Origin of the sequence: Anaeromyxobacter sp. Red801, from assembly GCF_049201065.2 — a bacterium.
Lineage (GTDB): Bacteria > Myxococcota > Myxococcia > Myxococcales > Anaeromyxobacteraceae > Anaeromyxobacter.
This window is the reverse complement of record NZ_CM181236.1, coordinates 3,959,945-3,984,549: the sequence shown is the minus strand read 5'-3', so window position 1 is coordinate 3,984,549 and position 24,605 is coordinate 3,959,945. Positions and strand designations below refer to the sequence as shown.

General features: G+C 72.2%; 16 protein-coding genes, 2 tRNA genes and 1 pseudogene. 8 read left to right on the top strand and 11 right to left on the bottom strand.

Features of this window, described 5'->3' with window-relative positions:
* Positions 1-35 precede the first annotated feature (35 nt).
* Positions 36-1,430: a hypothetical protein gene (locus ACOQFB_RS18305; protein WP_421609117.1), complete on the top strand. Its 1,395-nt coding sequence runs from the start codon at positions 36-38 to the stop codon at positions 1,428-1,430.
* Between the two features lie 110 nt (positions 1,431-1,540).
* On the opposite strand, the gene ACOQFB_RS18300 is transcribed toward ACOQFB_RS18305, so the two are convergent.
* The gene (locus ACOQFB_RS18300) at positions 1,541-1,975 is read right to left on the bottom strand and encodes a hypothetical protein (RefSeq protein ID WP_421609028.1); all 435 of its coding nucleotides are present in this window, start codon (positions 1,973-1,975) and stop codon (positions 1,541-1,543) included.
* A 15-nt stretch (positions 1,976-1,990) separates the two neighbouring features.
* Here ACOQFB_RS18300 and ACOQFB_RS18295 point away from each other — a divergent pair, with 15 nt between their 5' ends.
* On the top strand, positions 1,991-7,084 hold the full coding sequence (locus ACOQFB_RS18295; RefSeq protein WP_421609027.1) for a PDDEXK-like endonuclease domain-containing protein: 5,094 nt from the start codon (positions 1,991-1,993) through the stop codon (positions 7,082-7,084).
* A gap of 83 nt (positions 7,085-7,167) precedes the next feature.
* Positions 7,168-8,631, top strand: a complete 1,464-nt coding sequence (locus tag ACOQFB_RS18290) for a hypothetical protein (protein ID WP_421609026.1) — start codon at positions 7,168-7,170, stop codon at positions 8,629-8,631.
* A 33-nt stretch (positions 8,632-8,664) separates the two neighbouring features.
* On the opposite strand, the gene ACOQFB_RS18285 is transcribed toward ACOQFB_RS18290, so the two are convergent.
* The 3 genes from ACOQFB_RS18285 to ACOQFB_RS18275 all read right to left on the bottom strand — a co-directional run bounded on the left by ACOQFB_RS18285 (position 8,665) and on the right by ACOQFB_RS18275 (position 10,368).
* Positions 8,665-9,903 (bottom strand): Fic family protein, encoded by a 1,239-nt coding sequence (locus tag ACOQFB_RS18285; RefSeq protein WP_421609025.1) that lies wholly within the window; start codon positions 9,901-9,903, stop codon positions 8,665-8,667.
* A 307-nt stretch (positions 9,904-10,210) separates the two neighbouring features.
* Positions 10,211-10,287: transfer RNA gene (locus tag ACOQFB_RS18280), tRNA-Asp, on the bottom strand.
* A gap of 6 nt (positions 10,288-10,293) precedes the next feature.
* Positions 10,294-10,368, bottom strand: a tRNA-Val gene (locus ACOQFB_RS18275).
* Between the two features lie 346 nt (positions 10,369-10,714).
* Here ACOQFB_RS18275 and ACOQFB_RS18270 point away from each other — a divergent pair.
* Positions 10,715-13,222, top strand: a complete 2,508-nt coding sequence (locus ACOQFB_RS18270; protein ID WP_494492306.1) for an SNF2-related protein — start codon at positions 10,715-10,717, stop codon at positions 13,220-13,222.
* A 98-nt stretch (positions 13,223-13,320) separates the two neighbouring features.
* Here the strand turns inward: ACOQFB_RS18270 and argE are convergent, their stop codons facing one another.
* The gene (argE, locus tag ACOQFB_RS18265; RefSeq protein ID WP_421609023.1) at positions 13,321-14,436 is read right to left on the bottom strand and encodes an acetylornithine deacetylase; all 1,116 of its coding nucleotides are present in this window, start codon (positions 14,434-14,436) and stop codon (positions 13,321-13,323) included.
* A 45-nt stretch (positions 14,437-14,481) separates the two neighbouring features.
* The gene (locus ACOQFB_RS18260) at positions 14,482-15,879 is read right to left on the bottom strand and encodes a formimidoylglutamate deiminase (protein WP_421609022.1); all 1,398 of its coding nucleotides are present in this window, start codon (positions 15,877-15,879) and stop codon (positions 14,482-14,484) included.
* 157 nt (positions 15,880-16,036) lie between these two features.
* Here ACOQFB_RS18260 and dapF point away from each other — a divergent pair, with 157 nt between their 5' ends.
* Genes dapF through ACOQFB_RS18240 form a run of 4 tightly spaced genes read left to right on the top strand, consistent with a single transcriptional unit; the run spans position 16,037 to position 20,995 of the window.
* Complete coding sequence (dapF, locus tag ACOQFB_RS18255; RefSeq protein WP_421609021.1) at positions 16,037-16,837, top strand: diaminopimelate epimerase; 801 nt, start codon at positions 16,037-16,039, stop codon at positions 16,835-16,837.
* Positions 16,838-18,706 carry a GGDEF domain-containing response regulator gene (locus ACOQFB_RS18250; RefSeq protein WP_421609020.1) on the top strand — a complete coding sequence of 623 codons (1,869 nt, stop codon included), beginning with the start codon at positions 16,838-16,840 and terminating at the stop codon, positions 18,704-18,706.
* 12 nt (positions 18,707-18,718) lie between these two features.
* Positions 18,719-20,185 (top strand): DUF4388 domain-containing protein, encoded by a 1,467-nt coding sequence (locus ACOQFB_RS18245; RefSeq protein ID WP_421609019.1) that lies wholly within the window; start codon positions 18,719-18,721, stop codon positions 20,183-20,185.
* Between the two features lie 9 nt (positions 20,186-20,194).
* A complete protein-coding gene (locus tag ACOQFB_RS18240) occupies positions 20,195-20,995 on the top strand; it encodes a PhzF family phenazine biosynthesis protein (protein ID WP_421609018.1) in 801 nt (266 codons plus the stop codon).
* 26 nt (positions 20,996-21,021) lie between these two features.
* On the opposite strand, the gene ACOQFB_RS18235 is transcribed toward ACOQFB_RS18240, so the two are convergent.
* The 5 genes and pseudogenes from ACOQFB_RS18235 to ACOQFB_RS18215 form a co-directional block, all read right to left on the bottom strand.
* On the bottom strand, positions 21,022-21,339 hold the full coding sequence (locus ACOQFB_RS18235) for a hypothetical protein (protein ID WP_059436139.1): 318 nt from the start codon (positions 21,337-21,339) through the stop codon (positions 21,022-21,024).
* Positions 21,340-21,440: 101 nt separating this feature from the next.
* Entirely contained in the window at positions 21,441-21,875 is a 435-nt protein-coding gene (locus ACOQFB_RS18230; protein ID WP_059436138.1) for a bacteriohemerythrin, read from the bottom strand.
* A gap of 154 nt (positions 21,876-22,029) precedes the next feature.
* A complete protein-coding gene (locus ACOQFB_RS18225; RefSeq protein WP_059436137.1) occupies positions 22,030-23,451 on the bottom strand; it encodes a M16 family metallopeptidase in 1,422 nt (473 codons plus the stop codon).
* Positions 23,448-23,636 (bottom strand): ATP-binding protein, encoded by a 189-nt coding sequence (locus tag ACOQFB_RS18220; RefSeq protein WP_494492591.1) that lies wholly within the window; start codon positions 23,634-23,636, stop codon positions 23,448-23,450. Before ACOQFB_RS18220 ends, ACOQFB_RS18225 begins: the two co-directional genes overlap by 4 nt.
* Before the next feature lie 365 nt (positions 23,637-24,001).
* Positions 24,002-24,550: pseudogene (locus ACOQFB_RS18215) on the bottom strand (HAMP domain-containing protein); the annotation flags it as partial.
* Between the last annotated feature and the right edge of the window lie 55 nt (positions 24,551-24,605).

Sequence of the window (24,605 nt, the reverse complement as noted above, 5' to 3'; positions counted from 1 at the left end):
TCGGTGGAGCATCCGTGCGGTCTCCCGGTGCTTCCGTGGCCGAGCCGTCCGCGCCGTTGGCTCCGCCGCCGATGGCTCTCTTGCCAGAGGCGACCGCGATCGAGAGCGCTCCGATCACGGAGGTCACGAGCGATGGGCTCGGGATGCTCAAGGACCTCATCCTCAGGGTTCGCGCAGAGCGGGCCGAAGTCACGCGGGCGATCCCGAAGGCACAGGAAGAACTCGCGAAGGCTCAGCGGCGGCTGCGGAACGCGCAGAGCTGGCTTCTGGGGCTTTTCCTCAAGAGAAGGATTCCGGAGCGGCGCTCCGCGGTTGCGGCGAGGACGGCGGAACTCGGCGCCCTTCATGAGCGCCTCGCGGGAGCATTCGTGGATGCCGAGTTCGCGAACGATTCTGAGACGGGCGAGGCGTTCGAGCAGCTAACGCAGGCATTCGTCGCGCTCGCGGGGTGCGTCCGGATCTGGGACATCACCAGCAAGCACGCGAACGATCGTTGCCGCACCCGATCCTCGGCCGACAGGATGCTCGACCGGCGGCCAGTTCAGTTCACCGTCGTGGACGGCGACGAAGTCCTCAAGACTCCCGGCAAGCGCCTTCGCCTTCAGAACGCAAACGGGGCCGATCTCGTTGTGTGCCCGGCGTTCCTCCTGCTGCAGAACAGATCCGAGCTGGCGCTCATCGACCTGCGCGAGGTCAACATCGAGTACTCGACGTCGCGGTTCATCGAACAGGATGGCGTCCCATCCGATGCGGCGGTGGTCGAATACACATGGGCGAAGTGCAACAAGGATGGCTCGGCGGATCGTCGGTTTCGTGAGAACTACCAGATACCGGTGACGGAGTATGCGCAGGTCGGTCTCAGCACGCAGGATGGGCTCAACGAACAATACATGTTCTCGAGCGTTGAGAAGGCGCAGGGATTCGCGCGAGCACTTCGTGACTACCAGACTGCACTGAGACGGCTCGGCGACCGGGTGCCGTCCGCCGTGAACGCACCTAGATGCGAATCGCCCCGAAACGGGGAGAACGCGGCGGGAGCCGCGGCGCTGCTCGCGCCATCCTGGAAGTCGGTCGACTTCATCCGCTCGGCGTCCGCGGTCTCCGTGGAGGATGCGGTGCAGACGATGACCCACTTCGCCCAGCTTCTTCAGCAGGATCTTCAAGCGCTCAACGGCGAATGTGCGAGCAGTGAAAGATGGGGGCGGTTCGTCGCCGACTGCCAAGGCGTCACACCGGCGGTCTTCGACTACTTCGCACGTTCTCCTGCCGCGATCGCAGTCGAACAGGTCGTCGTGAAGGAGGTGGGCAAGATGCTGCGAAGCGCGCTCGGTCAGATCGAATCCGACCTCGACGCGATGGCAGCCCGCGACCCTGATGTTCAGGCGCTCCTTGCGCGCGTTCGCGACGCAACGAACGCCATCCAGGCGTAACGTCCGTGCGCCTGGCCTCTGACGGCCTGTCACAAACGCGCTCGTTGACGTTCGTCTGTCTCCCTGCGTGGGGACACCGAGTTTGTCTGGCGCGGTGCTATTCTCGGCCCTCACTTCGGGTCAGAGCGCGTCGAGCGCCTGACGAAACGCGCGGGGGAAGTCGCGTGCCGGACCGACCGTACTGCACGACTGGGATCGATGCTCTCGAGGCGCTGGTCGCTCGTTCGCAGCAGGACGAGAGCGTTCTCCGCGCCGTTCAGGACGAGCTCGGTCACCGAAACACGGCTCGATCGCGAACGCTGAAGGAGCGCGTCGCGCAGTTCATTGTGGCTCTCGCGTTCGCGCGTGCGCGGGGCGCCGCCGAACCTGGCGTGCGTCCAACGGGCGAGGATGGTGAACATCCTCCGGTAAACGGTGTCCATGGCGAAGTGCGTCGCCCTGAACACGCCGAGGCTGCTGCGACGGCTCTTCGACCGAACCCGCAGCCGCCGGTTCGACCGCCTCCGGAACCGGAGCCCATTCGCCCCGAGGATGCGCCGCTCCATCAGCAGCTTGATCGCATGCGTCGGAGGCTCCTCGACCTCACGGCCAAGAACCGTCTCCTCAGCTTCCGGCACACGCCGGCCGGTTGCGTTCGACTCATCGACGAGGTGCCGTCGCAGGTGTTCGAGCGGATCACTGCCGGGGAGGCGATGGAGTTCGTACCTCTCAGACCGGAGGAAGAGGAGGAGCAGGAACCGGAGCTCCCGCTCGCCGCGGAACCTGGCGCGGACGCGGCGACGAGGCGGGATCGCCACGAATCGAAACTGAGGTCCATCGCGACCGCCCTTGGCCTGAACCCGTCCTACGAGCTCCCCGCAGTCGAGGCCCCCGAGCACCGACGGCACCGGGACAAGGCTCTCCAGACGCTAGTCCTGCCCGAAGATCTCGAATCGGTTCTCCGGAAGGTCCACCAGAAGGCCAGGACCGCGATCCAGGAGACCGGTGCCAATGTCCTGCACCTCGTCTTCGGGTTCGTCGAGTGGAGTGACGTACCCCCGGAGCAGGCGACGAGAAGCGATTTCCGCCTCGCGCCGTTGGTGCTCGTGCCCGCGGCGATCGAGCGCGGGCGGCTGGATACGGAGACGCGTCCGAGGACGTACCTCTACACGGTGAAGGCGACGGGAGAGGACTGGGACACCAACGTCACGCTCCAGGAGAAGTGTCGCCGTGAGTTGGGTGCGGAGCTGCCTGGCATCGAGGACGGCGAAGCTCTCGAGACCTACTTTTCGCGGATCGAAGAGTGGCTCGAGGAGCATACCCACGGCTGGAAGCTCCGGAGAGGAGTGACTCTCGGCCTCGTCTCGTTCGGCAAGATCCTGATGTGGCGGGATCTCGACTCGAACACCTGGCCACGCCGGAGCAAGCTACTGGCGAACCCGTTGCTCCGGGAGGTGCTCGGAGAGGATCCCGCTCCTGCGCAGGCGCCTGAGCAGCTGACGGGTGACTATCAGATCGACAGTCCACCACCAGGCGTGGAGGTTCCGCCGGTGGTCGTGGACGCCGACAGTTCGCAGCACTCCGTTCTCATCGAGGTGGCGAAAGGAAAGAGCCTCGTCGTGCAAGGGCCTCCGGGAACGGGCAAGTCCCAGACGATCGCGAACCTGATCGCTGCGGAAATCCACCGCGGGAAGCGGGTGCTCTTCGTTGCCGAGAAGAAGGCCGCGCTGGACGTCGTTCATCGGCGTCTCACGAAGATTGGACTGGGGCCGTACTGCCTCGCGCTCCATAGCCATACCTCGGACAAGAAGGCGTTCCTCAACGATCTCGGCGAGCGGATTCGTGTCCGGGGTACCGTCCTCTACCCCCGCGATCTTGCCACGGTTCAGCAGGAGCTCGACCTCCACCGGGCGCGTCTCAACGAGTACGTTCGCAAGCTGAACGCGCGGCATCCGAAGCTTGAGCTTACGGGGTTCGAGATCCTGTGGCGTGCCAGACGGCTGCTCGACCCGCTGTCGCCGGATGCCCACCGCATCATCGCGGACGCTCGGGTACCGACTGCGCTCGAATTCACACGTCACCGCCTGGAGCAAGCCAAGGCTTTACTCCGCGGCTTCGGCGCGAACGCGGCTGACGTCCTGGCCGAGTGCGGGGCGCTCGGTGCGCATCCCTGGTTCGGGGTGACCAACCCGGACCTGACACACCAACAGCTCGAACAGCTCCTGGAAGCCGCGAGGCTCTGGGCGGCAGCGGCTGAAGCCCTTGATTCGAAGCTCGAGAGTGTGGACCGCGCTGCGACTGTCTCCGTCGTGCGTTCGCTCGCGGAGCTTGCTCGGTTGCACGAGAAGCTCTCGCACATCGAAGTTCCGCCCGTGGTGGCGGTCTCAAAGATGCCGATGCGGGTTCTCCAGTCGCGTCGGGAATCCGAGCTGGTCCGCGCCCTCGACGCGGTGCGCCTGAGTCGCGAGACCTGGGCAAGCATCGAGGGCCCGTGGGGACGCCCCGGCGCGCTGACGCGCGAGGAAGGCGGCAAGTTCGCCGAAGCGATCCGCAACGGCGCGCAGTCGTTCGGGGAACAGCTGACGGCTGGTGAGTCGACGAGGCTGGCCGCTCGCGTTCATCACCTGGCGCGGGTCGCGGACTCGGTCGAGCGGCTCGCGTCGACTCTCGAGGAGATCCTGGGCAGGTCGTTCTCGCGTACGCCACGTGTCGTCGAGCGCCTCATCAAGGCAGTACAGCTGGCGGCTTCGGTCTCGACTGAGGCACTCGAGCTGCGGAGCGACTCGCTGAGCGCGCAGGGCGCCGAAGCCAAGCTCGTGGAGCTCGCGGCGACCGCGGCGCGCCTTGCCGCGCGCCGCGAAGAGCTCGCCAAGACCTGGCCTGTGTCGCTCCGGCCTGACGCCGTCGCCGTGCGGGAGCACATCGCCGCGATGGCGAACGCGCCTCGGGTCGTGCCCCGTCTCTTCTCGGGGAAGTACCGCGCAGCCGTTTCTGCGTTCCGCACCGCGACCGGACGGCGTGCAAAGCGCGAGGAGATGCTGCGCGAGCTTCGGAGCGTCCTCGAGTTCGAGGACGAGACAGCTCGGCTCGCCGCATCACCGGCGCTCGCACGTCTGCTGGGGCCCGCCGCGCGCGGCATCGACAGCCCTCTCGCCGCGGCGCTCGAGGCTGTCCGGTGGCTGCGGCAAGTCGAGGAGCTTGGGCGCGGTATTGCGGTCGAAAGCAGCAAGCTCCACGAAGCGGCGTGGAACGCCGCTGCGCCGCTTTGGCGGGAAGCCGCAGCTCGCACAGGTCAGGACGCTACCGCGACGGACGCCGCGCTCAAGCTCGTCGAGGGACTTAGCGCTCTTGCCCTCGATCTCCATGTCAGCAATCGTTCCTGGCCCGACTCGCCGCTCGACGAGGTAAGGAGAGAGTTGGACGGGATCGCGGGCGCCCTCGACGGTACTTCGGAGGCGTTCGCGAACGCGGGCTCGGGCGACAACCTGACGCTGCGGGCTCTGAAGTCGCGGATCGAGCTCGTCCGGTGTGCCTGGGAGCGCGATGAGGCTGCTAGGCCGCTCATCGCCGAGCTGGGGCGTGTCGAAGCCGACGCGAGTGACGTCTCAGCATGCGCGGAGGTCGGTGCCGCGCTCTCCTACGTCACGTCACTTCGGGAGACCGGGATCCCAGAAGCAGCGCTTCCCGCACTGCTGAACGGGCGTCAAACAGAAGCGCTGGATGCGTTCCGGGCGCGGGTAGGCGCAGCATTCGAGTGCGGAACGATGATGCGCTCCGCGGCCGAGAGGTTCGCGGAAATCGCAAAGCTCGACAACGATGCATGGCTCGGGGGGGCGTCGCCTCGCGTGGACGATGCCCCTATCGGCCTGATTCGGGAGCGTCTCAAGGTTGCGCTCGCATCCGGCGCAAGCGTCTATACTTGGGCGCGCTACGTTCACGCGCGGGCGCGAGCTGTCGCGGCTGGCGGTGAACAGGTCTGCAAACTCGTGGATGCGAGACGCGTCGCGCCCTCGACCGCTGCGGACGGGTTCGAGGCCGCTGCTTATGGAACGGTTGCGAATGCGATCGTCCGCGGCGACGCTGAGCTGTTGCGGTTCTCGGGTACGGCGCACGAGCAGATGCGAGCTCGCTTCGCTGAGCTGGACGAGAAGTCCCTTGAGCTCACTGCGGAGCTCATCGCCCACAGTCTTGCGAGTACGCCCGGGGTTCCCGGGAATGGGTACGGTGCGGTCCGCGACCTCACCGACGAGGCGCTGATCAGGCACCACGCCGACCAGCAGCGACCACGCGTGACGATCCGTGATCTCTTCAGGCGTGCGGGAAGAGCGATCGTCAACCTGAAGCCCTGCTTGATGATGAGCCCGCAGGCCATCGCGCAGTACCTCCCGCCCGGTGTGATGGAGTTCGATCTCGTCGTCATGGACGAAGCGTCGCAGATCCGGCCAGAGGACGCGCTCGGCGCGATCGCGCGGGCAAAGCAGATGGTCGTCGTTGGAGACCCGATGCAGTTGGGGCCGACGAGCTTCTTCGACCGTCACATGGACGACGACGATGACAACGGGACCACAGAGACCGATGCCACTGTCGAGGAAGCGCAGGCGCCCCCCGAGAGCGGTCCGACGGTTCTCGAGCGATCCGAGAGCATCCTGACCGCTGCGCAGGCACGGTATCCGCTCCGGATGTTGCGCTGGCACTATCGGTCTCGGCACCCGAAGCTAATCGCGTTCTCGAACCGCGAGTTCTATGGCGAGGATCTGATCGTCTTTCCTACGCCGGAGTTCGCCGGGTCGAACCAGGGCGTGTTCTTCAACAAGATGGACGGTGCGGTTTATGAGGGCCACCGCAACGTGAAGGAGGCCGAGGCCGTCGTGGCCGCAGTTCGGGCGCATGCGGTCGAACATCCGGACCAGAGCCTGCTGGTGGCGACGCTCAACTACCACCAGGCGGATCTCGTCGACGAGCTACTCCAGAAAGCGGAGAAGCTCGACCCTGCTCTCGCGGAGTACCGCCGGCGGCACGCGGATGGACCGGAACCGCTCGATGTGAAGAACCTGGAGAACGTGCAAGGTGACGAGCGAGACGTGATCCTCGTTTCGATCACGTTCGGCCCGAAGCCGAATGGCCAGTTCTCGAGGAACTTCGGGCCGATCAACCAGGCCGGTGGAGAGCGGCGCCTGAACGTACTCTTCACCCGGGCCAAGCACCGGGTCGAAGTGTTCTGCTCGTTCGACCCCCGGCAACTCGGTGTCGGTGACGGCAGTCCGCGAGGGCTGCGCGTGCTCCACGATTACCTTCGGTACGCGGAGGACGGAGCGTGGGCGACTGGCGCGCCTGACGGCCGCGAACCCGATTCAGACTTCGAGGTGGCGGTCGCACGCGCGCTCAGGGCTCGCGGGTTCGAGGTGCACCCGCAGGTAGGAATCGCTGGGTACCGGATCGACCTGGGCGTGGTCCATCCGGAACACCCCGGCACCTATGTGCTCGGTGTCGAGTGTGACGGTGCGAGCTACCACTCGGCACGCTCCGCCAGGGATAGGGACCGGCTCCGGCAGCGGGTGCTCGAGGGGTACGGGTGGAACATTCACCGCATCTGGTCAACGGACTGGTTCCAGGATCCAGGGACGCAACTCGAAGCGCTGCTCGCGAAGCTGCGGGCCCACCGGCCGACGGCCTAGGCAGGTCGGTGGGACAGTATCATTACAGCGTCACGATGCGGTGCGAGCGTCAAACACGGAAAGAGATCCGGAGGTCGTGAGCGGTGTCGCCGTCGAATGACTTGCAGGATTTTCTTAGCAGGCGACACCGCTGGGGAGTGGCGTGGAAGGGCGCCCACTTCGTCGGCTTCGCGATGAACGACACCCAGGGCACTCCGTCGCTGATGTTGGGCAGCCTCGTGTGCCTGACGGACGGTGTTGAGCCGCCGTGCCTTCCGGATGGGAGGTTTGTTGACGTTCGGGATGCGGTGGCGGTTTCGGTGCATGTACCTGAGGAGCAATTGCCAGGTGTCTTGACTGAGCTCGCCCAAGGTGATGTCCCAGCCGCGTTCAACGAAGCGTTTGGGCGAAGCGTCGTCCTTCCGTTTCGGACGCCTGGCAAGCCGGATGGTTGGTACGTTGACGTTCGCGCTCGTTATGGCGATGGGCCGCGCGTGTACGCTCAGCGGAACGCGGGTGGCGATATGCACAAGGTGTTTGGGTTTGAGTGCATCGATCGTGCGCGGACGGTTCTGCTTTCGTCTCAGCATGGCCCCGCAATCGATGGTCTGACGGACCTCGCGAAGCAGTTGCATCTGGAGCGGCGAACTGAGTTCTCGAACTCGTCGCATCCTGTGTTCGACATCGTGGCTCCCATTCCGCTCAAGCTTCTCGAGTTCCGGTACGACAAGGTGTCGAGGGCTTACCGCGTCGATCTCGAGTGTGGCGCGTCCATACGCAGAGAGGCCGGTTTAGTAGCGCTGGTGCCTGGACCACGTGCCCAGGTGACTCTCGCGCAATGCGAGGAAGTGCGACGCCGTCGCGACATGGTCACGCTGCGAGCGATATTTCCTGGGCCGCGGGGCGATCAAAAGCTCAATGCTACTGTCATCTATCGCGAGGAAGTGTTCTTCGAAGCGACTGTCGATTCGACTCCGCAGTTCAAGCTGATGGGCAAGGCTGGTGCTAAAGACGAGTGGATGCGGAAGTTCGAAAAGACATTCGATCGTTCGGGCGCCGAGTTCCATGCGCGGATCAGACGGCTCACCGGACGCGCTGCGCCGGCGGTCCTCGCGCGGGCACGTGAAGCAGTGGAGTTCCTCGATCAGAAGCCGTTCTATTCAATCGTGGCGGCGGCGTCGGTTGCCGAGGCGCTGCTGCGGGTCAGGTTACGCCGGTATGGAGCGACTCGAGCTAACCAGGTGCTGGTCGCCGCGGGCGGTAAGAAACTAAGCGGAGCACCGGGCCGGATCGTGTTGGGAGAAGCGATCGAGGTCTGCCAGCGTCTCGGCATAATCGCCCGCCTCGACACCCATGCGGCTCACTTGCTGCGCGAGGCGCGAAACTTCATTCACGTGGAGTTGGGGCCACGAGGACAACCTCGGTACAGCGAGGCTGAAGCCATCGAGGCTTTTCTCGCGGTTCTACGGGTTCTTGACTCCTTGAGTCGCTCGACGCGGCAGAGGCGCCGCGTGAGCTCCAGGAAGCCAACGGCAGCCGCACCCCCGGCTAAGACGGTCGTTAGCTGATGGCTCAGTGAGCGCTGCGCAGAGCGAGCCGGGTCAGTTCCTCGAGGAAGTCTTCCGGTGAGGAGTGGGACGGGAAGGCTCGTCGTCGTCGGTCGGGGTCGCGAGCTCGCGTTCGATGCCGTTGATGAGGTCGAAGAGGTCGCGGGCTTCCCAGGCGCGGTTCCGCTTCGCGAGCGTGATCGGGTGGAGGACGCCCTTGTCGGCGAGCGTGGCGATCCCCTCGTTCACGGCCTGCTTCGAGCGGCCGAGGAACGCCTGCGCGGTCGCGACGGTGACGATGGGGTGAGCCGGCAGCTCGACGATGAGGGCCTCGGCGCTGGAGTGGCGGCGCGGGCGACCTGCACGCTCTCGCCAGCGTTCCTGAAGCTCTGCAAGGCGTAGCGCGAGCTCGCTGGCCTTCGCCGCGGCTCGCTCGATCGCGTGCGCAAACAGGAGGATCCACTCCGCGGTCCGGTCCTCCCGGAACGCGGTCAGCCCGCCGACGTAGGTCTTCGCATCGGCGGCGAGCACGAGGCTGACCGGCGGGACGTAGCGCGGCGCGAGCCCGCGCCGGCGCAGGACGACGTGGATGAGGGCTCGGCCGACGCGGCCGTTGCCGTCGGCGAACGGGTGGATGGTCTCGAACTGCGCGTGGGCGATGGCGGCCTGGACCACCGGCGAGAGGTCCGTCCGGCTCACGAACGCGACCAGATCGTCCATGAGGTCCTTCACCCGCTCGGGCGCGGGCGGGACGAAGTCGGCGCGGCCGGGGTTGAACGCGTTGCCGCCGATCCAGTTCTGGCGGTCGCGGAGCTTGCCGGCGATCTCGGGCGTGATCGTCGCCAGCATCAGGTGGCGGTGGATCTCGAGGAGGTCGTTCAGTCGAAAGGGCCTGGCGCCCGCGCCGAGCGCGACGGCGTGCTCCATGGCGGCGACGTTGCCGAGGACGGACCGGGCGGTCTCGTCGCGGGCGTCGGGTGCCTCGGCCTCGGCGCGCGCGAGGCGGCGCTGCGAGAGGACGAGACCTTCGATCCGGGACGACGCGACGGACTCGGCGCGGAGGAGCCGGCGGGCGAGGACCTCGAGGCTGGCGAGGCGAGGGGGATCGCGATTCAACGCGTCCACCGCGCGCTCCGCGACGGAGACGGCCGCCGCGACGCCGGACGGCAGGGCGGGCTGGAGCGCTGCGATGGGGTCCGGAACGAAGGCGCGGTAGCGGAACGCGCGGCGCTCCGCGCGGCCGCCGGCGGCGGACGGGTCGGCGGGCCAGGAGCGGGTCTCGTACCGGGGCATCCTGGAGAAAGCTTGACCAGCTGGATGGCTTAGTCAAGGTTTAAGGGGGAAGCTTGACCAAGGGCCGCCCCTGGTCTGGGTTTCGATGCGCGCGCTGCGGCGGCTGGGCCCCTCGACTCCGGGCCGCTTCGCGGCCCTACGCTCGGGGTGAGCGGGCAGGGGAAGGGCGGGGCGGGGGAGGCGGGCGGGGGAGGCTGCGTGGTGCGCGCTGGGATGCAGGTTCCCGCACGAAGGAGGAACCTCGGATCGCGCGATGCCGAAAAAGACGAAGGCCGGGACCCTTGCTCAGGATCCCGGCCTCGTGGAGTGGCGGGGTGTAGGGGACTCGAACCCCTGGCCTCCGGCGTGACAGGCCGGCGTTATAACCGACTTAACTAACACCCCAAGAACTGGTGGGCGGAACAGGCTTCGAACCTGTGACCCTCGCCTTGTAAGGGCGACGCTCTACCCCTGAGCTATCCGCCCAAGGCGCGAAAGCGTGGGGTTTCTAGCTTGACCCGCTGGCGCTGTCAACGGGCTCTCTCACGGGAGGGCCCGGGACGGAACCAGCCGTCCGCTCGGGGGGATGGATCGGCGGATGGTCTTGCTGGACCGTCCCGGGTGCGGATGGTAAGGGGCGCGCGATGGCCTGGAAAGCAGGGATGAAGGTGGTCCACCGCGCCCAGCGGGCGTGGGGCGTCGGGGTGGTGGTGCAGGTCGCGGACGAGGGCCGCCGCCTGGCGGTCCGGTTCGCGGGCCGCGAAGGCATCACGGTGTCTCGGGCCGCGATCAGGCCCTGGTCGAGGTCCCGGCCGACACGCCGATCGAGCAGGTGGCCTCGGGGCCGATCGAGGCGCTCGCCTCCGCCCAGCCGGCCACGGCCTCGGCGTTCGCGCTCCGCACCCGGGTGAACCGCCTGGAGGCCCTGCGCCGCGCCGACTCCCTGGGCGCGCTCCTCTCCTCCCGCGTGCACGTCCTGCCGCACCAGGTGGGCGCGGCGGGGCGCATCCTCTCCGACCGGATGCCGCGCTTCGTCCTGGCGGACGAGGTGGGCCTGGGCAAGACGGTCGAGGCGGGCCTGGTGTTCTCGGGCATGCGGCAGCTGGGGCTGGCCGAGCGCGTCCTGGTGGTCGTCCCGGAGCACCTCGCCTTCCAGTGGCTGGCGGAGCTCTTCCACAAGTTCAACGCGCTCTTCGCGCTCCTCACCCCGGACCGGATCGAGGCGCTGGGCGGCCCGGAGGCGGCGCTCGCCCGCTCGCCCCACGCCATCGTCTCCTTCGAGGCGCTCCGCGCGGACCCGGAGCTGGCCGAAGCGGCGGCGGACCTGCCGCTCGACCTCGTGGTGGTGGACGAGGCGCACCACCTGGCCGACGACGCGCTGCACGATCGGGTCGCGCCGATCTGCCGCGCCTCGTTCGGCGTGCTCCTCCTCACCGCGACCCCGGTCCGCCTGGATCCGCGCGAGTACTTCCGCCTGCTCTCGCTGGTCGAGCCGGTCCCCTCCACCTCGCTCGACGACTTCCTCGCCCGCCTGGAGCAGCACGAGGCCTACGCGCAGGTGGCCCGCGACCTCCTCGCGGGCGGCGATCTGGGCGCGGCGGCGGAGCGGCTCCGCGCGCTCGCCCCGGACGACCCGGTGTTCTCGAAGGCCCCGCCGGCGCTCGACCGCGCCGCGCTCCTCGCGCACCTCGCCGACCGCTACGGCCTGTCCTCCCGGCTCATCCGCAACCGCCGCGTGAAGGTGGGCGCGTTCACCTCCCGCGTGCTCCGCCGCGTGGACGTGGGCGAGGGCGAGAGGCCGAAGGCGCTCGTGGACCTGTGCGCGCGGCTCGCGCGCGGGGGCGACAAGGTGCTCGTCTTCGGCGGCGACCTCGAGGCGCTGCGCGGGCTCCAGGGCGGGCTCGCCGAGGCCGGGCTGGAGGCGCTCCTCTACGACGACGCGCCCTCGCTCGAGGCGCGCGATCGGCTGGTGGCCCGCTTCCGCGACCCGGAGGGCCCGATGCTGCTCCTCTCCGGCGAGTCGGGCGGCGAGGGGCGCAACTTCCAGTTCGCGCACCACCTGGTCTGCGCCGACCTGCCGGCGTCGCCGCTCGTGCTGGAGCAGCGCATCGGCCGGCTCGACCGCCTGGGCCAGACGCGCCCGGTCGAGATCCACGTGCCGGTGGAGCCGGGCGACGAGGCGTTCCTCGCCGACCTGTACGAGCAGGAGATCGGCATCTTCGACGAGCCGGTGGGCGGCCTGGACGCGGTGCTGGCCTCGCTGCCGGACGAGCTGGCGGCGCTGCAGCGCAAGCGGTCGGACCGGACCCGCGAGGCGTTCCGCAAGGACCTCTCCCGGCGCGTGGCCGCCGCCCGGAAGGCGCAGCACGAGGGCGACCCGCTCCTCGACATCCGCTCCGCCTCGCTGCCGGAGCTGGCGCGCCTGGTGCGCGGCGCGTTCGAGCGCATGGGCGAGGAGGCGCCGGACGGCATCGACGGCGGCGACGGCGCGGGCGCCGCGCTGGAGCAGTCGCTCATCACGCTGTCGCGCTGGCTGGAGGAGGAGCTGGAGGACGTCTGCGCCGACGTGGGGCGCCGGGTCGGCATGGACGTGGACACCGACCAGAACGTCCAGCCGTTCGAGGTCTCCTTCACGCTCGGCTCGGGCATGCGCATCGAGGCGCTGCCGGGGATGCAGATCCCCGACGAGCCGGAGACGTTCGTGGGCAGCTTCTGGCGCGAGACGGCGGTCGCCCGCGACGAGCTGCACTGGTACGCGACCGGTCACAAGCTGGTGGAGGCGCTGCTGGGGCTGGTGCGCGACGGCGACGCGGGGCGGAGCGCCGCGGTGAAGCGCGAGTGGGCGCCGCGCCGGGGCGGGCTGTACGCGCGCTTCGAGCCGCGGCTCGCCACCGCCGCCGACGTGGCGCCGGGCGCGCGGGTCGCCTCGCGGCAGGCCTCGCGCTACCTCGACCTCTCGCCCATCGCGGTGGTGGTGGACCTGGAGGCGGGCAACCGCGTCCTGCCCGGCGCCGCGCACCGGCTCGAGGACGAGATCGATGACGTGCAGGACGCGCGGGTGGGCGCGCCGCCGCCGGCGGCGCTGGAGGCGGCCCGCACCGCCGCCGAGCGCGAGGCGCGGCTGGTGCTGGAGCGCCGCCGCGAGGAGGCGGTGGGCCTGCTGCTCGCGCACGCCGACGCCGAGGAGGAGCGGCTCATCGAGGCCGCGTTCGCCGGCGGCGCGCCGCGCGAGCGGATCGACGGGGCGCTGGCCGTGCTGCGCCACCACCGCGACGTGGTGGCGAAGGCCATCGAGCGGGTGAAGGTGGACCTCGACGCGGCGGCGCTGATCGTCCCGTGAGCTGGGGCAGGCCCTGCGCCCCGCTCATGGTTCGACGGGGCTCACCATGAGCGGATACTTCCTCTGACCCGCTCACCCTGGGCGGAGTCGAAGGGGCGTCACGCGCAGAAGCGCGCGATGGCGTTCCCGAGGATGGTCACCGCGCGCTCGACCTGATCGAGCGGCACCGACTCGCCGGTGCGGTGCGCCTCGCGGATGTCGCCGGGCCCGAACACGCAGGCCTCGGCCCCCATGCCGATGAGCTCGGGCAGCTCGGTGCCGAACGGCACGGTCGCCGCGGCGTTCCCGCTCTCCGCCTCGAGGAAGCGGACGATCTCGGCGCCGGGCGGCGTCACCGCGGCCGCGTCGGTGCGGAGCGGGACGACGTTCACCTTCACCTTGCCGCCGCTCGCCGCCGCGAGGCGCGCGCAGGCGTCCTCGAGCAGCCGGAGCGCGCGCTTGGGGTCGTGCCCGGGGAGCGGCCGCCACTCGAACGTGAAGCGGCACTCGCCGGCGATGATGTTGCGGGCCTTGCCGCCGCGGATGACGCCCACGTTCCAGGTGGTGTACGGCGGCGAGAACGCCTGGTCGGTCTCGCGGGTCAGGTCCGCGCCGATGGCCTCGAGCTCGGGCCAGAGCCGGCCGACGTGGTGGATGGCGGAGGCGCCGACCTCGGGGTAGGCGCTGTGCCCCTCGATCCCGCTCACCACCACCTCGACCGCGCAGTAGCCCTTGTGCGCGCGGATGGGGGTGAGCCGCGTCGGCTCGCCCACGATGGCGTGGGCCGGGTGGAGCGCGCCCTCGGCGAGCAGCCGCTTCGCGCCGAGGCAGCCGATCTCCTCGTCGGCGGTGAACACGAGCGTGAGCGGGAGGCGGCCGGGCTGGGCGGCGCGCGCGGCGGTGAGCGCGGCGGCGAGGAACGCCTTCGTGTCGGCGGAGCCGCGGCCGACGAGCCGCCCGTCCACGAGCTCGCCGGAGAGCGCCTCCTTCCACTCCGGGTCGAACGGCACGCAGTCGGTGTGCCCCACGAGCGCGAGCCCGCCCGGCACGTCCGGCCCGCGGCGGCAGACGAGGTTGCCCTTCTCGACCCCGGCCGCGTCGGTCCAGCGCTGGCGGCGGGTGGCGAAGCCGGCGGCGTGCGCCTCGCGCTCGAGCAGGTCGAGCGCGGGCAGGTTCGTGCGGGCGGAGGTCGTGTCGAGCGCGACCAGGGACCGGAGCAGCGGGACGAGATCCATGCGGTCCCGAGCCTACGCGAGCCGGGGCCGCCGCGCCGCTTCTCTCTACGCGCCGCCCCACAGGGCGCGCATGGCCGCCCGGAAGTCCGCCAGCAGGTCCGCGCCGGTGGGCCGCCCCGGCGGCGCCCACCCGTCCTCGACCACCGGCCGCCCTGCGACGAACGTGCTCCGCACCGCCCCCGGCTGCGCGCCGAACACGAGCGAGGGGAGCAGCGCGTCCCGCTCGCCGCCGGCGATCGACGGGTCGTCCACGTCGAGGAGCACGAAGTCGGCGGGCTCGCCCACCGCGAGCCGCCCGCCCTCGAGCCCGAGCGACGCCATCCCGCCCGCGGTCACCGCCTCGAACAGCCGCGCCGCGAGCGCGCCCGGCGGATCGTCCAGCACCGCCCGCTCGCCGCGCACCAGCCGGAGCTGCAGCTCGAGGGCCCGGGCCTCGCCGAGCGGGTCCGCCTCGGCGTGCGCGTCCACCCCGAGCGCCAGCCGCGCCCCCGCCGCCACCAGCCGGTCGGCCGGGACCACCCCGTCGCCCAGGTTGCGCTCGGTCAGCGGGCAGGCGCAGACGGTCGCGCCGGCGCGGCCGATCGCCGCCACGTCGGCGTCGTCGAGGTGGATGGCGTGCACGAGCGTGGTTCGGGCCTCGAGCGCGCCCGCCTCGGCGAGGAGCGCCACCGGGCTCCGGCCGTGCTCGGCGCGGCAGGCCGCCACCTCGGCCGGCTGCTCCGCGGCGTGCACGTGCAGCGGCAGCCCGCGCGCGCGCGCGGCGCCGGAGAGCGCCGAGAGCCACGCCGGCGGGCAGGCCCGGACGCTGTGCGGCGCGATGCCCACCCGGACGCCGTCGTCGTTGCGGACCTGGCGGGCGAGGTGGTCGAGCCGCTCCAGGAACACCTCCGGCGACGGCTCCACGAAGCGGCGCTGGGCCGGATCCGGCTCGGTCCCCGCGCCGGCCCGCGCGTAGGCGGCGCGGAGCAGCACGATGCGCAGGCCGACGGCGCGGGCGGCGCGGACCACGCGCAGCTCCAGCTCCGAGGGATCGGCGTAGGGCCGGCCGCCGGGGTCGAGGTGCAGGTAGTGGAACTCGCCGGCGCAGGTGACGCCGGCCCGGGCCAGCTCGAAGAACGCGAAGCGGGCCACCGCCTCGAGCAGGTCGGGGTCGAGGCGGCGCGCGGCCGCGTACATGGCCGAGCGCCAGCTCCAGAAGTCGCTCCGGCCGGCGGCGCCCCCGCGCGCCTCGGTGCGGCCCCGCAGCGCGCGCTGGAAGGAGTGGCCGTGGGCGGAGACGAAGCCGGGGACCAGGATCCGGCCGGGGAGCGGGACGCGCTCGAAGCCGGGCAGCGGCGGGCCGACGGCGGCGACGACGCCGTCCTTGACCGAGAGCGCGGCCCCCTCGTGGAGGGAGCCGCCGGCGAGGAGGAGCTCGGGCTGGAACGCCTGCGCGGTGGTCACGGTCCCAGGGTTACCCCGCGGACGGCCGCGCCGCCAGCCCGCGCGCGGGCGCCGGCCGGGCGGCCGTCTTCGCCGGCGGCGGCCCCGCCGGCGGTATCGCCTCGGCGGACCCGGAGCGCGCCCGGCGCACCGGGAGCGCGGGGCCCGCCGCCGGTATATGATGCGCCGCGTGCCGCTGCCCTTCGTGAAGTACCACGGCCTCGGGAACGACTTCGTGGTGGTGGACGGGCCGCTGATGGACGCCGAGCGCGCCCGGCGGATCTGCGACCGCCGCCGCGGCGTGGGCGCCGACGGCGTGCTCACGGTGCTGCCGCCGCGCAGCGCCGGCGCCGCCGCCACCATGCACATCTTCAACTCCGACGGCTCGGTGGCAGCCATGTGCGGGAACGGCATCCGCTGCGTGGCCCGGCACCTCGCCGACACGCGCGGCCTCGACGGCGACCTCGTCATCGACACCGACTCCGGCCCGAAGCGCTGCACCATCCACCGCGGCCCGGGCGGCGCGGTCGAGGCGGTCTCGGTGGAGATGGGCCCGGCGCGGCTCGAGGGCGAGCAGCCGTTCCGGGTGGACGGCGAGGCGCTCCGGGCGCTCCGCGTCTCGATGGGCAACCCGCACGCGGTGCTGTTCGACGCGCCGGAGCGGGCGCGCGCGCTCGCGGTCGGGCCCGCCATCGAGCGGCTCGTGCCGGGCGGCGTGAACGTGGGCTTCGCCCGGCCCGGCCCCTCGGGCATCGACCTCGTCGTCTGGGAGCGGGGCGCCGGGCTCACCGACGCCTGCGGCACCGGGGCCTGCGCCGCGGCGGTGGCCTCGGTCTCGCGCGGCCTCGCCCGCGCCGGCGTGCCGGTGGAGGTCCGGCTCCCGGGCGGCGCGCTCGCCATCACCGTGGCCCCCGATCTCGTCGGCGTCACCATGCGCGGCCCGGCCGAGCGCGCCTTCACCGGCGAGACGGACCTCTAGATGGCGAACGGGCGGATCCTGGTCGTCGACGACGAGCGCTTCTTCCAGGAGCTGTTCCGCGACGTGCTGACCGGTGCCGGGCACGCGGTCCGCACCTCCTCCTCGGCGGAGGAGGCGCTGGAGGTGCTCGCCGCCGAGCGGGTGGACCTGCTGCTCACCGACATGGTGATGCCGGGCCTGGACGGCCTGGGGCTCATCCGCGAGGCGCGGCGGCGCGACCCGGAGCTCGAGGTGGTCGCGGTCACCGGCCGCGAGGACGTGAAGCTCGCGGTCGAGTCGATGAAGGCCGGCTGCTCCGACTTCCTCACGAAGCCGCTCGAGCCCGGGGAGCTGCTCCGCGTGGCGGAGCGGGTGCTGGCGCGGGTGCGGCTCCGCCGCGAGCACAGCCAGCTCCTCACCGAGAACCTCGAGTTCGTGAAAGCCCAGGCGCTCTACCGGCAGGGCCTGCAGATCCTGGCCACGCTCGACGGCGAGCGGCTGGTGGACCTGGCGCTCTCGGTGCTGGCGCGCACCACCGACGCGCAGGGCGCGGCGCTGTGGGTGGCCGACGAGAAGGGGCAGCTCGCGCTGCGCGGCTACCGGGGCCTCGTCGATCGGGCGGCGCTGCCGGTCCGGGTGGACCCGCGCGATCCCGCCTTCGCCGACGCGCTGCGCGGCGGCGCGCCCTTCCTGGCGCCGGACGGCTGGGGCGGCGAGGCGTTCCTGGTGCCGCTCGTGGCCGACGACGAGCCGCTCGGCCTGGCGCTGCTCTCCGACCGCGCGCGCGGGCGCTTCGGCCGGGACGAGCACGCGGCCGCGCTCGTGGTGGCCGACTTCACCGCCATCGCGGTGAAGAACGCGCGCCGCTTCCAGGCGGTGGAGCGAGTGGGGCTGCGCGACCGCGAGACCGGCGCGTACAACCTCTCCTACTTCGTGGACTACGCCGGCAAGGAGTTCTACAAGGCGCGCCGCTACGGCCGGGCGTTCTCGCTGGTGGTGCTCTCGGTGGACAACGTCGAGCAGCTCCGCAAGGAGGCGGGGCGCGAGCCGTTCCGGCGCCTGATGCGCGACCTGGTGGCGGCGGTGGGCCGGGCGGTCCGCGACGCCGACATCCTCGCGAAGGTGTCGGAGAGCGAGTACTACGTGCTGCTCCCCGAGACCGACTACTTCGGCGCGCTCATGTTCGTGCGCCGCGCCACCGAGGAGGTCCGGCGCGAGGCGTCGGTCCGGACCATGGAGGAGCGCGTGCCGGTGCTCCTCTCGATCGGCGCCGCCAGCTTCCCGAAGGACGGGGAGGACTTCGACGAGCTGCTGCACTGGGCGCGCGATCGCGTGCAGGACCAGCGCGGCTCGCTCCTGCGCCGCCTGCACCTCGGCGACCTCGAGCCGGGCGCGTTCTGGGAGCTGACCGACGTGCTGCTCTCCGGCTCGGCGCGCCTGCCGGACAGCTCGGCCAGCGCGCGGCTGCAGCCCGACGCCGAGCTGTTCGCGGCCGCGCAGCGCGAGGCGGCCCGCGAGATCGCGCGCGACCCGCGCGCCCGCGGCCTGCTCTACGTGGGCCTGCGCAGCGCGCTCGCCGCGTCGCCGGTCCGCGCGGCCCTGCCCGCCGGCGACCCGGCCGCGCGCGCCGGCGACCCCTCCGCCCGCGTCTACCTGCTCGGCCCGCGCGGCACCGACGCCGAGGCGGCGCCGCACCCGCTCGTCACCGAGGTGTACGTGGACGGCGACCAGCGCTTCGCCGGGCACGAGTTCCTGCTGTTCCTCTCCGAGCGCTCCGCCTACGCGCTGCTCTCCGGCCCGGACGGCCGGACCTTCCACACCTCCGACATGCCGCTGGTGGACGCGCTGGTCTCGAAGCTGCAGAGCGCGTACGACCTCCAGCCCATCTGAGCGACCGCGCGAATGGCCACCGTCCGCAAGATCCTCGTCGCCGATCCCGACCCGGCCACCGTGCGCGCGCTGGCGCCGGTGCTCCGGCAGCGCGGCTACCAGGTGCACGCGGCCCGCGACGGCTCGCGCGCGCTCCAGGCCGCCATCCTCCGCTTCCCGGACCTCATCCTGCTCGACGAGGACTGCCCGCTGCTCGACGCGCGCAGCTTCGTCCGGATCCTGCGCACCAACCCGCGCACCGAGCGCATCCCGGTGGTGATCACCGGCGCCTCGTCGGACCCGGACCGCTCGCGCCTCGGCCTCTACCTGCGCAAGCCGTTCAACCTGGACGAGGTGCTGGCGCGGGTGGAGCAGGTGTTCCGCCGCGCCGAGGCGTCGCGGGCGGTCTCCGGCGACGGCCGCGAGATCGAGGGGAACCTGGCGCAGATCCCGCTGGTGGACCTGCTGCAGATCCTCTCGGTGAACCGGAAGTCCGGCACGCTCACGGTCGAGCGCGAGGGCGAGCGTGCCTCCATCTCGCTCGCCGAGGGGCGGGTGGTGGACGCGGCCATGGGCACGGTCGTCGGCGAGAAGGCGCTGTTCCGGCTGCTCACCCACCGTGAAGGCCAGTTCGCGTTCCTCCCCGGCCTGCCGCCCGCGGCGCAGCGGATCGACCGGCGCGTCGAGGAGCTGGTGCTCGAGGGCCTCCGCCAGGCCGACGAGGTCGCGCGGCTGCTCCCGGAGCTGCCCGCGCCCGAGGACGGCGTCGAGCTGGCCGTCCACCCGAGCGAGATCCCGGCCGGCCTGCACCCGGTCACCGAGGAGGTGCTGGGCCTCTTGCAGTCCGGCGCCCCGCGCCCGTTCCACGAGCTGCTCGACCGCTGCCGCGCCACCGATCTCGAGGCGATGCGGGCGGTGGGCGCGCTGCTCGAGCACGGCTACGCGCGCCGGCGCGAGGCGCTCTCCCCGGAGCCGCGCGGCCAGCTCCTCGCGCCGCACGAGCTGCACGCGCTCCGCGCCCGCATCGCCCGCGGCCGCTCCTCCGGGCCGCAGACCGTCGGCAAGGTCGTCGTGGCCGGCGGCGGGCCGCTCGCGCGCCGCGCCGCGCTCTCGCGCTTCCAGGCGGTGCCCGGCTTCCGCCCGGAGCCGGAGCCGCCCGCCGGCGGCTTCGGGACGGTGGGGCGCGTCACGCTGGCGGACGGGGTGCGGGTGGACCTCGCCGAGCTGCCCGGCGATCGCGCGCTCATGCCGCTGTGGCGGCCGTTCTCGGCGGGCGCGGTGGGCGCGCTGGTGCTCCTGCCCGCCGACGGGATCGACCCGCTGCTCGAGGAGCTGGTGAAGGTGCAGCGGCTGCCGGTGGTGGTGTGCGGGCCGTCGGAGGCGCGCGTGCCGGACGTGCTGCGCGAGGCGCCGGGCGGCTTCGCGTTCGAGGGCAGCGACGCGGCCGAGGGGCTGCGCGCGCTCCTCGCGGGCGCTGGCGCGCGCGGGCCGCTCGTGTAGAACGGGCGCATGCGCATCCCGATCTGGCAGGTGGACGCCTTCGTCACCGGCGGCGTCTTCACCGGCAACCCCGCCGCGGTCTGCCCGCTCGACGCCTGGCTGCCGGACGAGACCCTGCTCGCCATCGCCGCCGAGAACGCGCTCTCCGAGACCGCGTTCCTGGTCGCCGAGGGCGAGGGCTGGCACCTGCGCTGGTTCACGCCCGAGATCGAGGTCGAGCTGTGCGGGCACGCCACGCTCGCCTCGGCGCACGTGGTCTTCGAGCACCTGGCCCGCGGGCGCGACGCCGTCGCGTTCCGGACGCAGGCCGGCACGCTCGGCGTGACCCGCGACGCCGCCGGCCGGATCGCGCTGTCGCTGCCCCGCCGGCCGCCCGCGCCGGCCGAGGCGCCGCCCGCGCTGGTGCGGGCGCTGCGGGGGCGCGCGCCCGAGGCGACGCTGCTCGGCCGCGACTACCTGGCGGTGCTCGCGACGGAGGAGGAGGTCCGGGCGCTCCGCCCGGACCTCGGCGCGGTGGCGGAGCTGCCCGGGCACGGCATCGTCGTCACCGCGCCCGCGAGCACGCCCGGGGTGGACTTCGTCTCGCGCTACTTCGCCCCGCGGGTCGGCATCCCCGAGGACCCGGTCACCGGCTCGGCGCACTGCACGCTGGTGCCCTACTGGGCGGACCGACTCGGCCGGCGGACGCTGGAGGCGCTGCAGGTCTCGCGGCGCGGCGGGCGGCTCGGCTGCGAGGACCAGCCGGCTGCGGACAAGGTCCGCCTCGCCGGCCGCGCGGCCGAGTTCCTGTCCGGGTCCATCGAGGTCTAACCGCCTTCGCGGCCGGCGGGCGGCGCCTACGCCGGGTCCGCCCCGGCCGCGGCCAGCGCCGCCCTCGCCACCGGGCTGGTGAGCAGCAGCCGGTACTCGGCGCGCGTCAGCCAGGCGGTGCGGGCGCCGCGCTTGCCGCGGAGCGTGAGCCGCACCCGCTCGGCGTCGCGCGCCACCGTGGCGGTCGCGCCGTCGGAGAGGTCGTGCTCGAGCGAGCGGAGGTGCCGGTGGATGCGCAGCGCGCGCTTCCCCTCCGGGGACGAGAGCGCGAGGAAGTAGCGGTTCCGGCTGAAGCCGGGGTCCTCGCGGAGGCGCTCGACGGCGCGGATGACGAAGTCCGCCATTGCGCCCCCGAGCGTAGCACGAACGCCGCCCGCCCGAGCGCGCCGGTCGCACCCGTCGGCGTGGGGTGCACGGCGCGCCGGCCCGTCGCGCGAGCGAGCGGCTAGGCGGGCTTGCGCTCGGCGGTCGTCGGCCGGCGCAGGTGCTCGCGGGCGAACGCGCCGAGGGCCACGTCGTGGACCGCGACGTGCGCCTCGACCCACGTGGCCACCGCCTGCTCCACGTCGTGCACCAGCACGGCGGTGGGGCCGTTCGCGTCGTGGCGGCGGGCCAGCTCGCGCACGGTGGCGAGGAACGCCTCGTGCTCCCGGAGGTGCCGCTCGCGCTCGGGATAGCCGAGGGCGAGCATGAGCGTGTCCTCGGCGGCGAGGTGACGGACGGCGTCCTCGCGCAGGAACGCGATGGTGCGCGACACCTCCGCGCGATCGCCGGCGAGCATCGCGTCGTGCAGCCGATCCATCCGCTCGAACATCTCGGCGTGCTCGGCGTCGAGCTCCGGGATGCCGACCGACAGCACGCTGGTCCACTGCAACGCCATGGCGGCCCCCGAGCCACGTCCACGGTAACCACGCACGGGACGGGTGGGGAGGGCGGGGCTGACCCAGGTCAAGCGAGCGAGGGCGCCGGCCCGCGCAGGACGACACCGTGGGTGAAAGATCCCGCGGTCGCGGGACCGGCCGCACCCGCGCTGCCTAGCGCGGCAGGGCGTCGGTGCCGTGGACCACGCGCTCCACCGCCGCACGCTCGCGGCGCCGCGACGGCCCGACCACCACCGCCACCAGGTTGCGGCGGCGGAAGGTCTCGCGGGACACGCGCAGCAGGTCGGCCGCGGTCACCTGCTCGACGCGCCGGCAGCGCTCCTCGAAGCCCTCCGGCGCGGAGAGGACCTCGCCGGCGCCGTACCAGCCGGCCAGGTCGGCGGCGGAGTCGAGCGAGAAGGCGAGCGTCATGCGGTGGCGCCGCTGGACCCGGAGCAGCTCCTCCTCCGGCACCGGGCGCTCGGCCAGCCCGCCCAGCACGCGCAGCACCTCCTCGATGACCCGCGGCAGCTTGGCGGGCGCGCACGCGCCGTCGATGACGGTCATGCCGGCGTCGGCGAAGGTGTCGATGCCGGCGTGCAGCGAGTAGGCGAGGCCGCGCCGCTCCACGATCTCGAACGGCAGGCGCGAGGAGAGCCCGTCGTCCAGGATCCGGCGCAGGCACATGTGCGCCGGGTAGTCGGGGTGGCGCTCGGGCGGGCAGGGGAAGGAGAGCGAGAACTCCGCCTGCGCGTCGTCGTGCTCCACCATCTCGAGCCGCGGCCCCTCGGGCCAGGCCGGCGCCGGGAGGTCCACGCTGAGCTGCCCGCGCGGGAGCCGGCCCAGGTGCTCCTCCGCCAGGTCGGCCACCTGGTCCGGGCGCACCGGCCCGGCCACCGCCAGCACCAGGTTCGCCCCGGTGTAGAAGCGCTCGAGGTGCGCGCGCACGTCGCGCGGCCGGAGGCGCCGCACGATCTCCTGCGTGCCGGCGATCTTGAAGCCGAGCGGGTGCCGGCCGAAGACGATCTTCTTCGAGAGGTTGTCCGGGTCGATGTCGCGGCCGGACGCGTCCACCTCGTCGAGGATCTCCTCGAGGATGACCTCGCGCTCGACGTCCATCTCCTTGAGGAGCGGCCGCCGGATCAGGTCGCCGAGCACCGCCAGCCCGGTGCCCACCTCCTCCGGGTGGATGGGCGTGTAGTAGCAGCCGTGGTCGCGCGCGGTGATCCCGTTCAGGCTCCCGCCGGCGGCCTCCACCTCGGCGTTCATCGCCACGGTGTCGGGGTAGCCCACCGACCCGCGGAAGAACAGGTGCTCGAGGAAGTGCGAGACGCCGTTGCGCGCCTCGGTCTCGTGGCGCGAGCCGGCGCGCACGTACAGCGCGATCATGGCCGAGTGCAGCCCGGGCGCCCGGGCGGTGAGCACGCGCAGGCCGTTCGGCAGCACGGTCCGGTGGACCTCGCCCCAGTCCTCCTGCGCGCGCCGGACCCGCGCCGCCACCCGCGCGCGCGGCAGCGCCACGCGGAACGCGCCGCCCCGCTTCCCGGGCGCGTCCTTGCGCCGCTTCACCCGCACCTGCCGACCCGACCGCCTCATGTGGCTGCACCCACCTCGTGTTCCACCCTGTCCTCGATCGCCGGGAAGCGGAGGGTGAACACCGTTCCCCGGCCCACGGTGCTCTCGCACCGGATGGTCCCGCCGTGCTCCTCGACGACCTGCTGGGTGAACGCGAGCCCCAGGCCGGTGCCGCGTTCCTTCGTGGAGTAGAACGGCTCGAAGATGCGCGTAAGGTCACCTGGGGGATCCCCCCGCCGGTGTCCCCCAGCTCGACCTCCACGGCCGCGCCGGAGTCCGCCCGGCGGGTGACCACGCGCACGGTCCCGCCTCCGGGCATCGCCTCCCGGCTGTTCCGCAGCAGGTTCAGGAACACCGCGCGGAGCTGCCCCTCGTCGCAGCGCACCCCGGGCAGGCCGGGCGCGAGCGCGCGGTGCACGTCCACGCGCGCCGCGGCGAGCTCGGGGCCGAGGAAGTCGAGCAGGCCGCCCAGGATCTCGTTGAGGTCGTGGCGCTCGAGCTGCGGGCGCGGGAGGCGCGCGAAGCGGAGGTACTCCTCCGTCACCGCGTTCAGCCGGTCCACCTCGCGCGAGATCGCGGACACCAGCCCGGTCGCCTCCGCCGGCGGCGCCGGCAGCGCGGCGATCTCCTCGGCGAGCAGCTCGGCGTTCAGGCCGATGGCGTTCAGCGGGTTGCGGATCTCGTGCGTGATCTGCGCCGAGATGCGGCCGACCGCGGCCAGCCGCTCGGCCCGGAGCAGCTCGGCGCGCTGCCGGTCGAGCGAGGCGGCCATGGCGTTGAACTCGTGCGCCAGGACCGAGATCTCGTCCCGGCCTCGCGCCTCCACCTTGCGGGTGAGGTCGCCGGCCGCGACCGCCTTCACGCCCTCGGTCAACGTCTGGATGGGCGCGAGCAGGCGCTGCGAGATGGCCGCCGCGCCCACGCCCACCGCCAGCGCGAGCAGGGAGTAGATCACCGTCAGCGCGACGGTGTTGCCCTCGGTCCGCTCGGCGTCGTGCACGCGGTCGGCGATCTGCGTCTCGAGCGCGACCTGCAGCAGCTTCACGTCCAGGCTGAGCCCCTTCTCCAGCTGCCGCACCGCCGCCACCCGCGCGTCGAACGCCGCCGCGCCCGGGCCCATCCCCGCCCCGGCCTCGAGCGCGTCGAGCAGCGCGCGCGCCTCGCGGTCGTAGTCG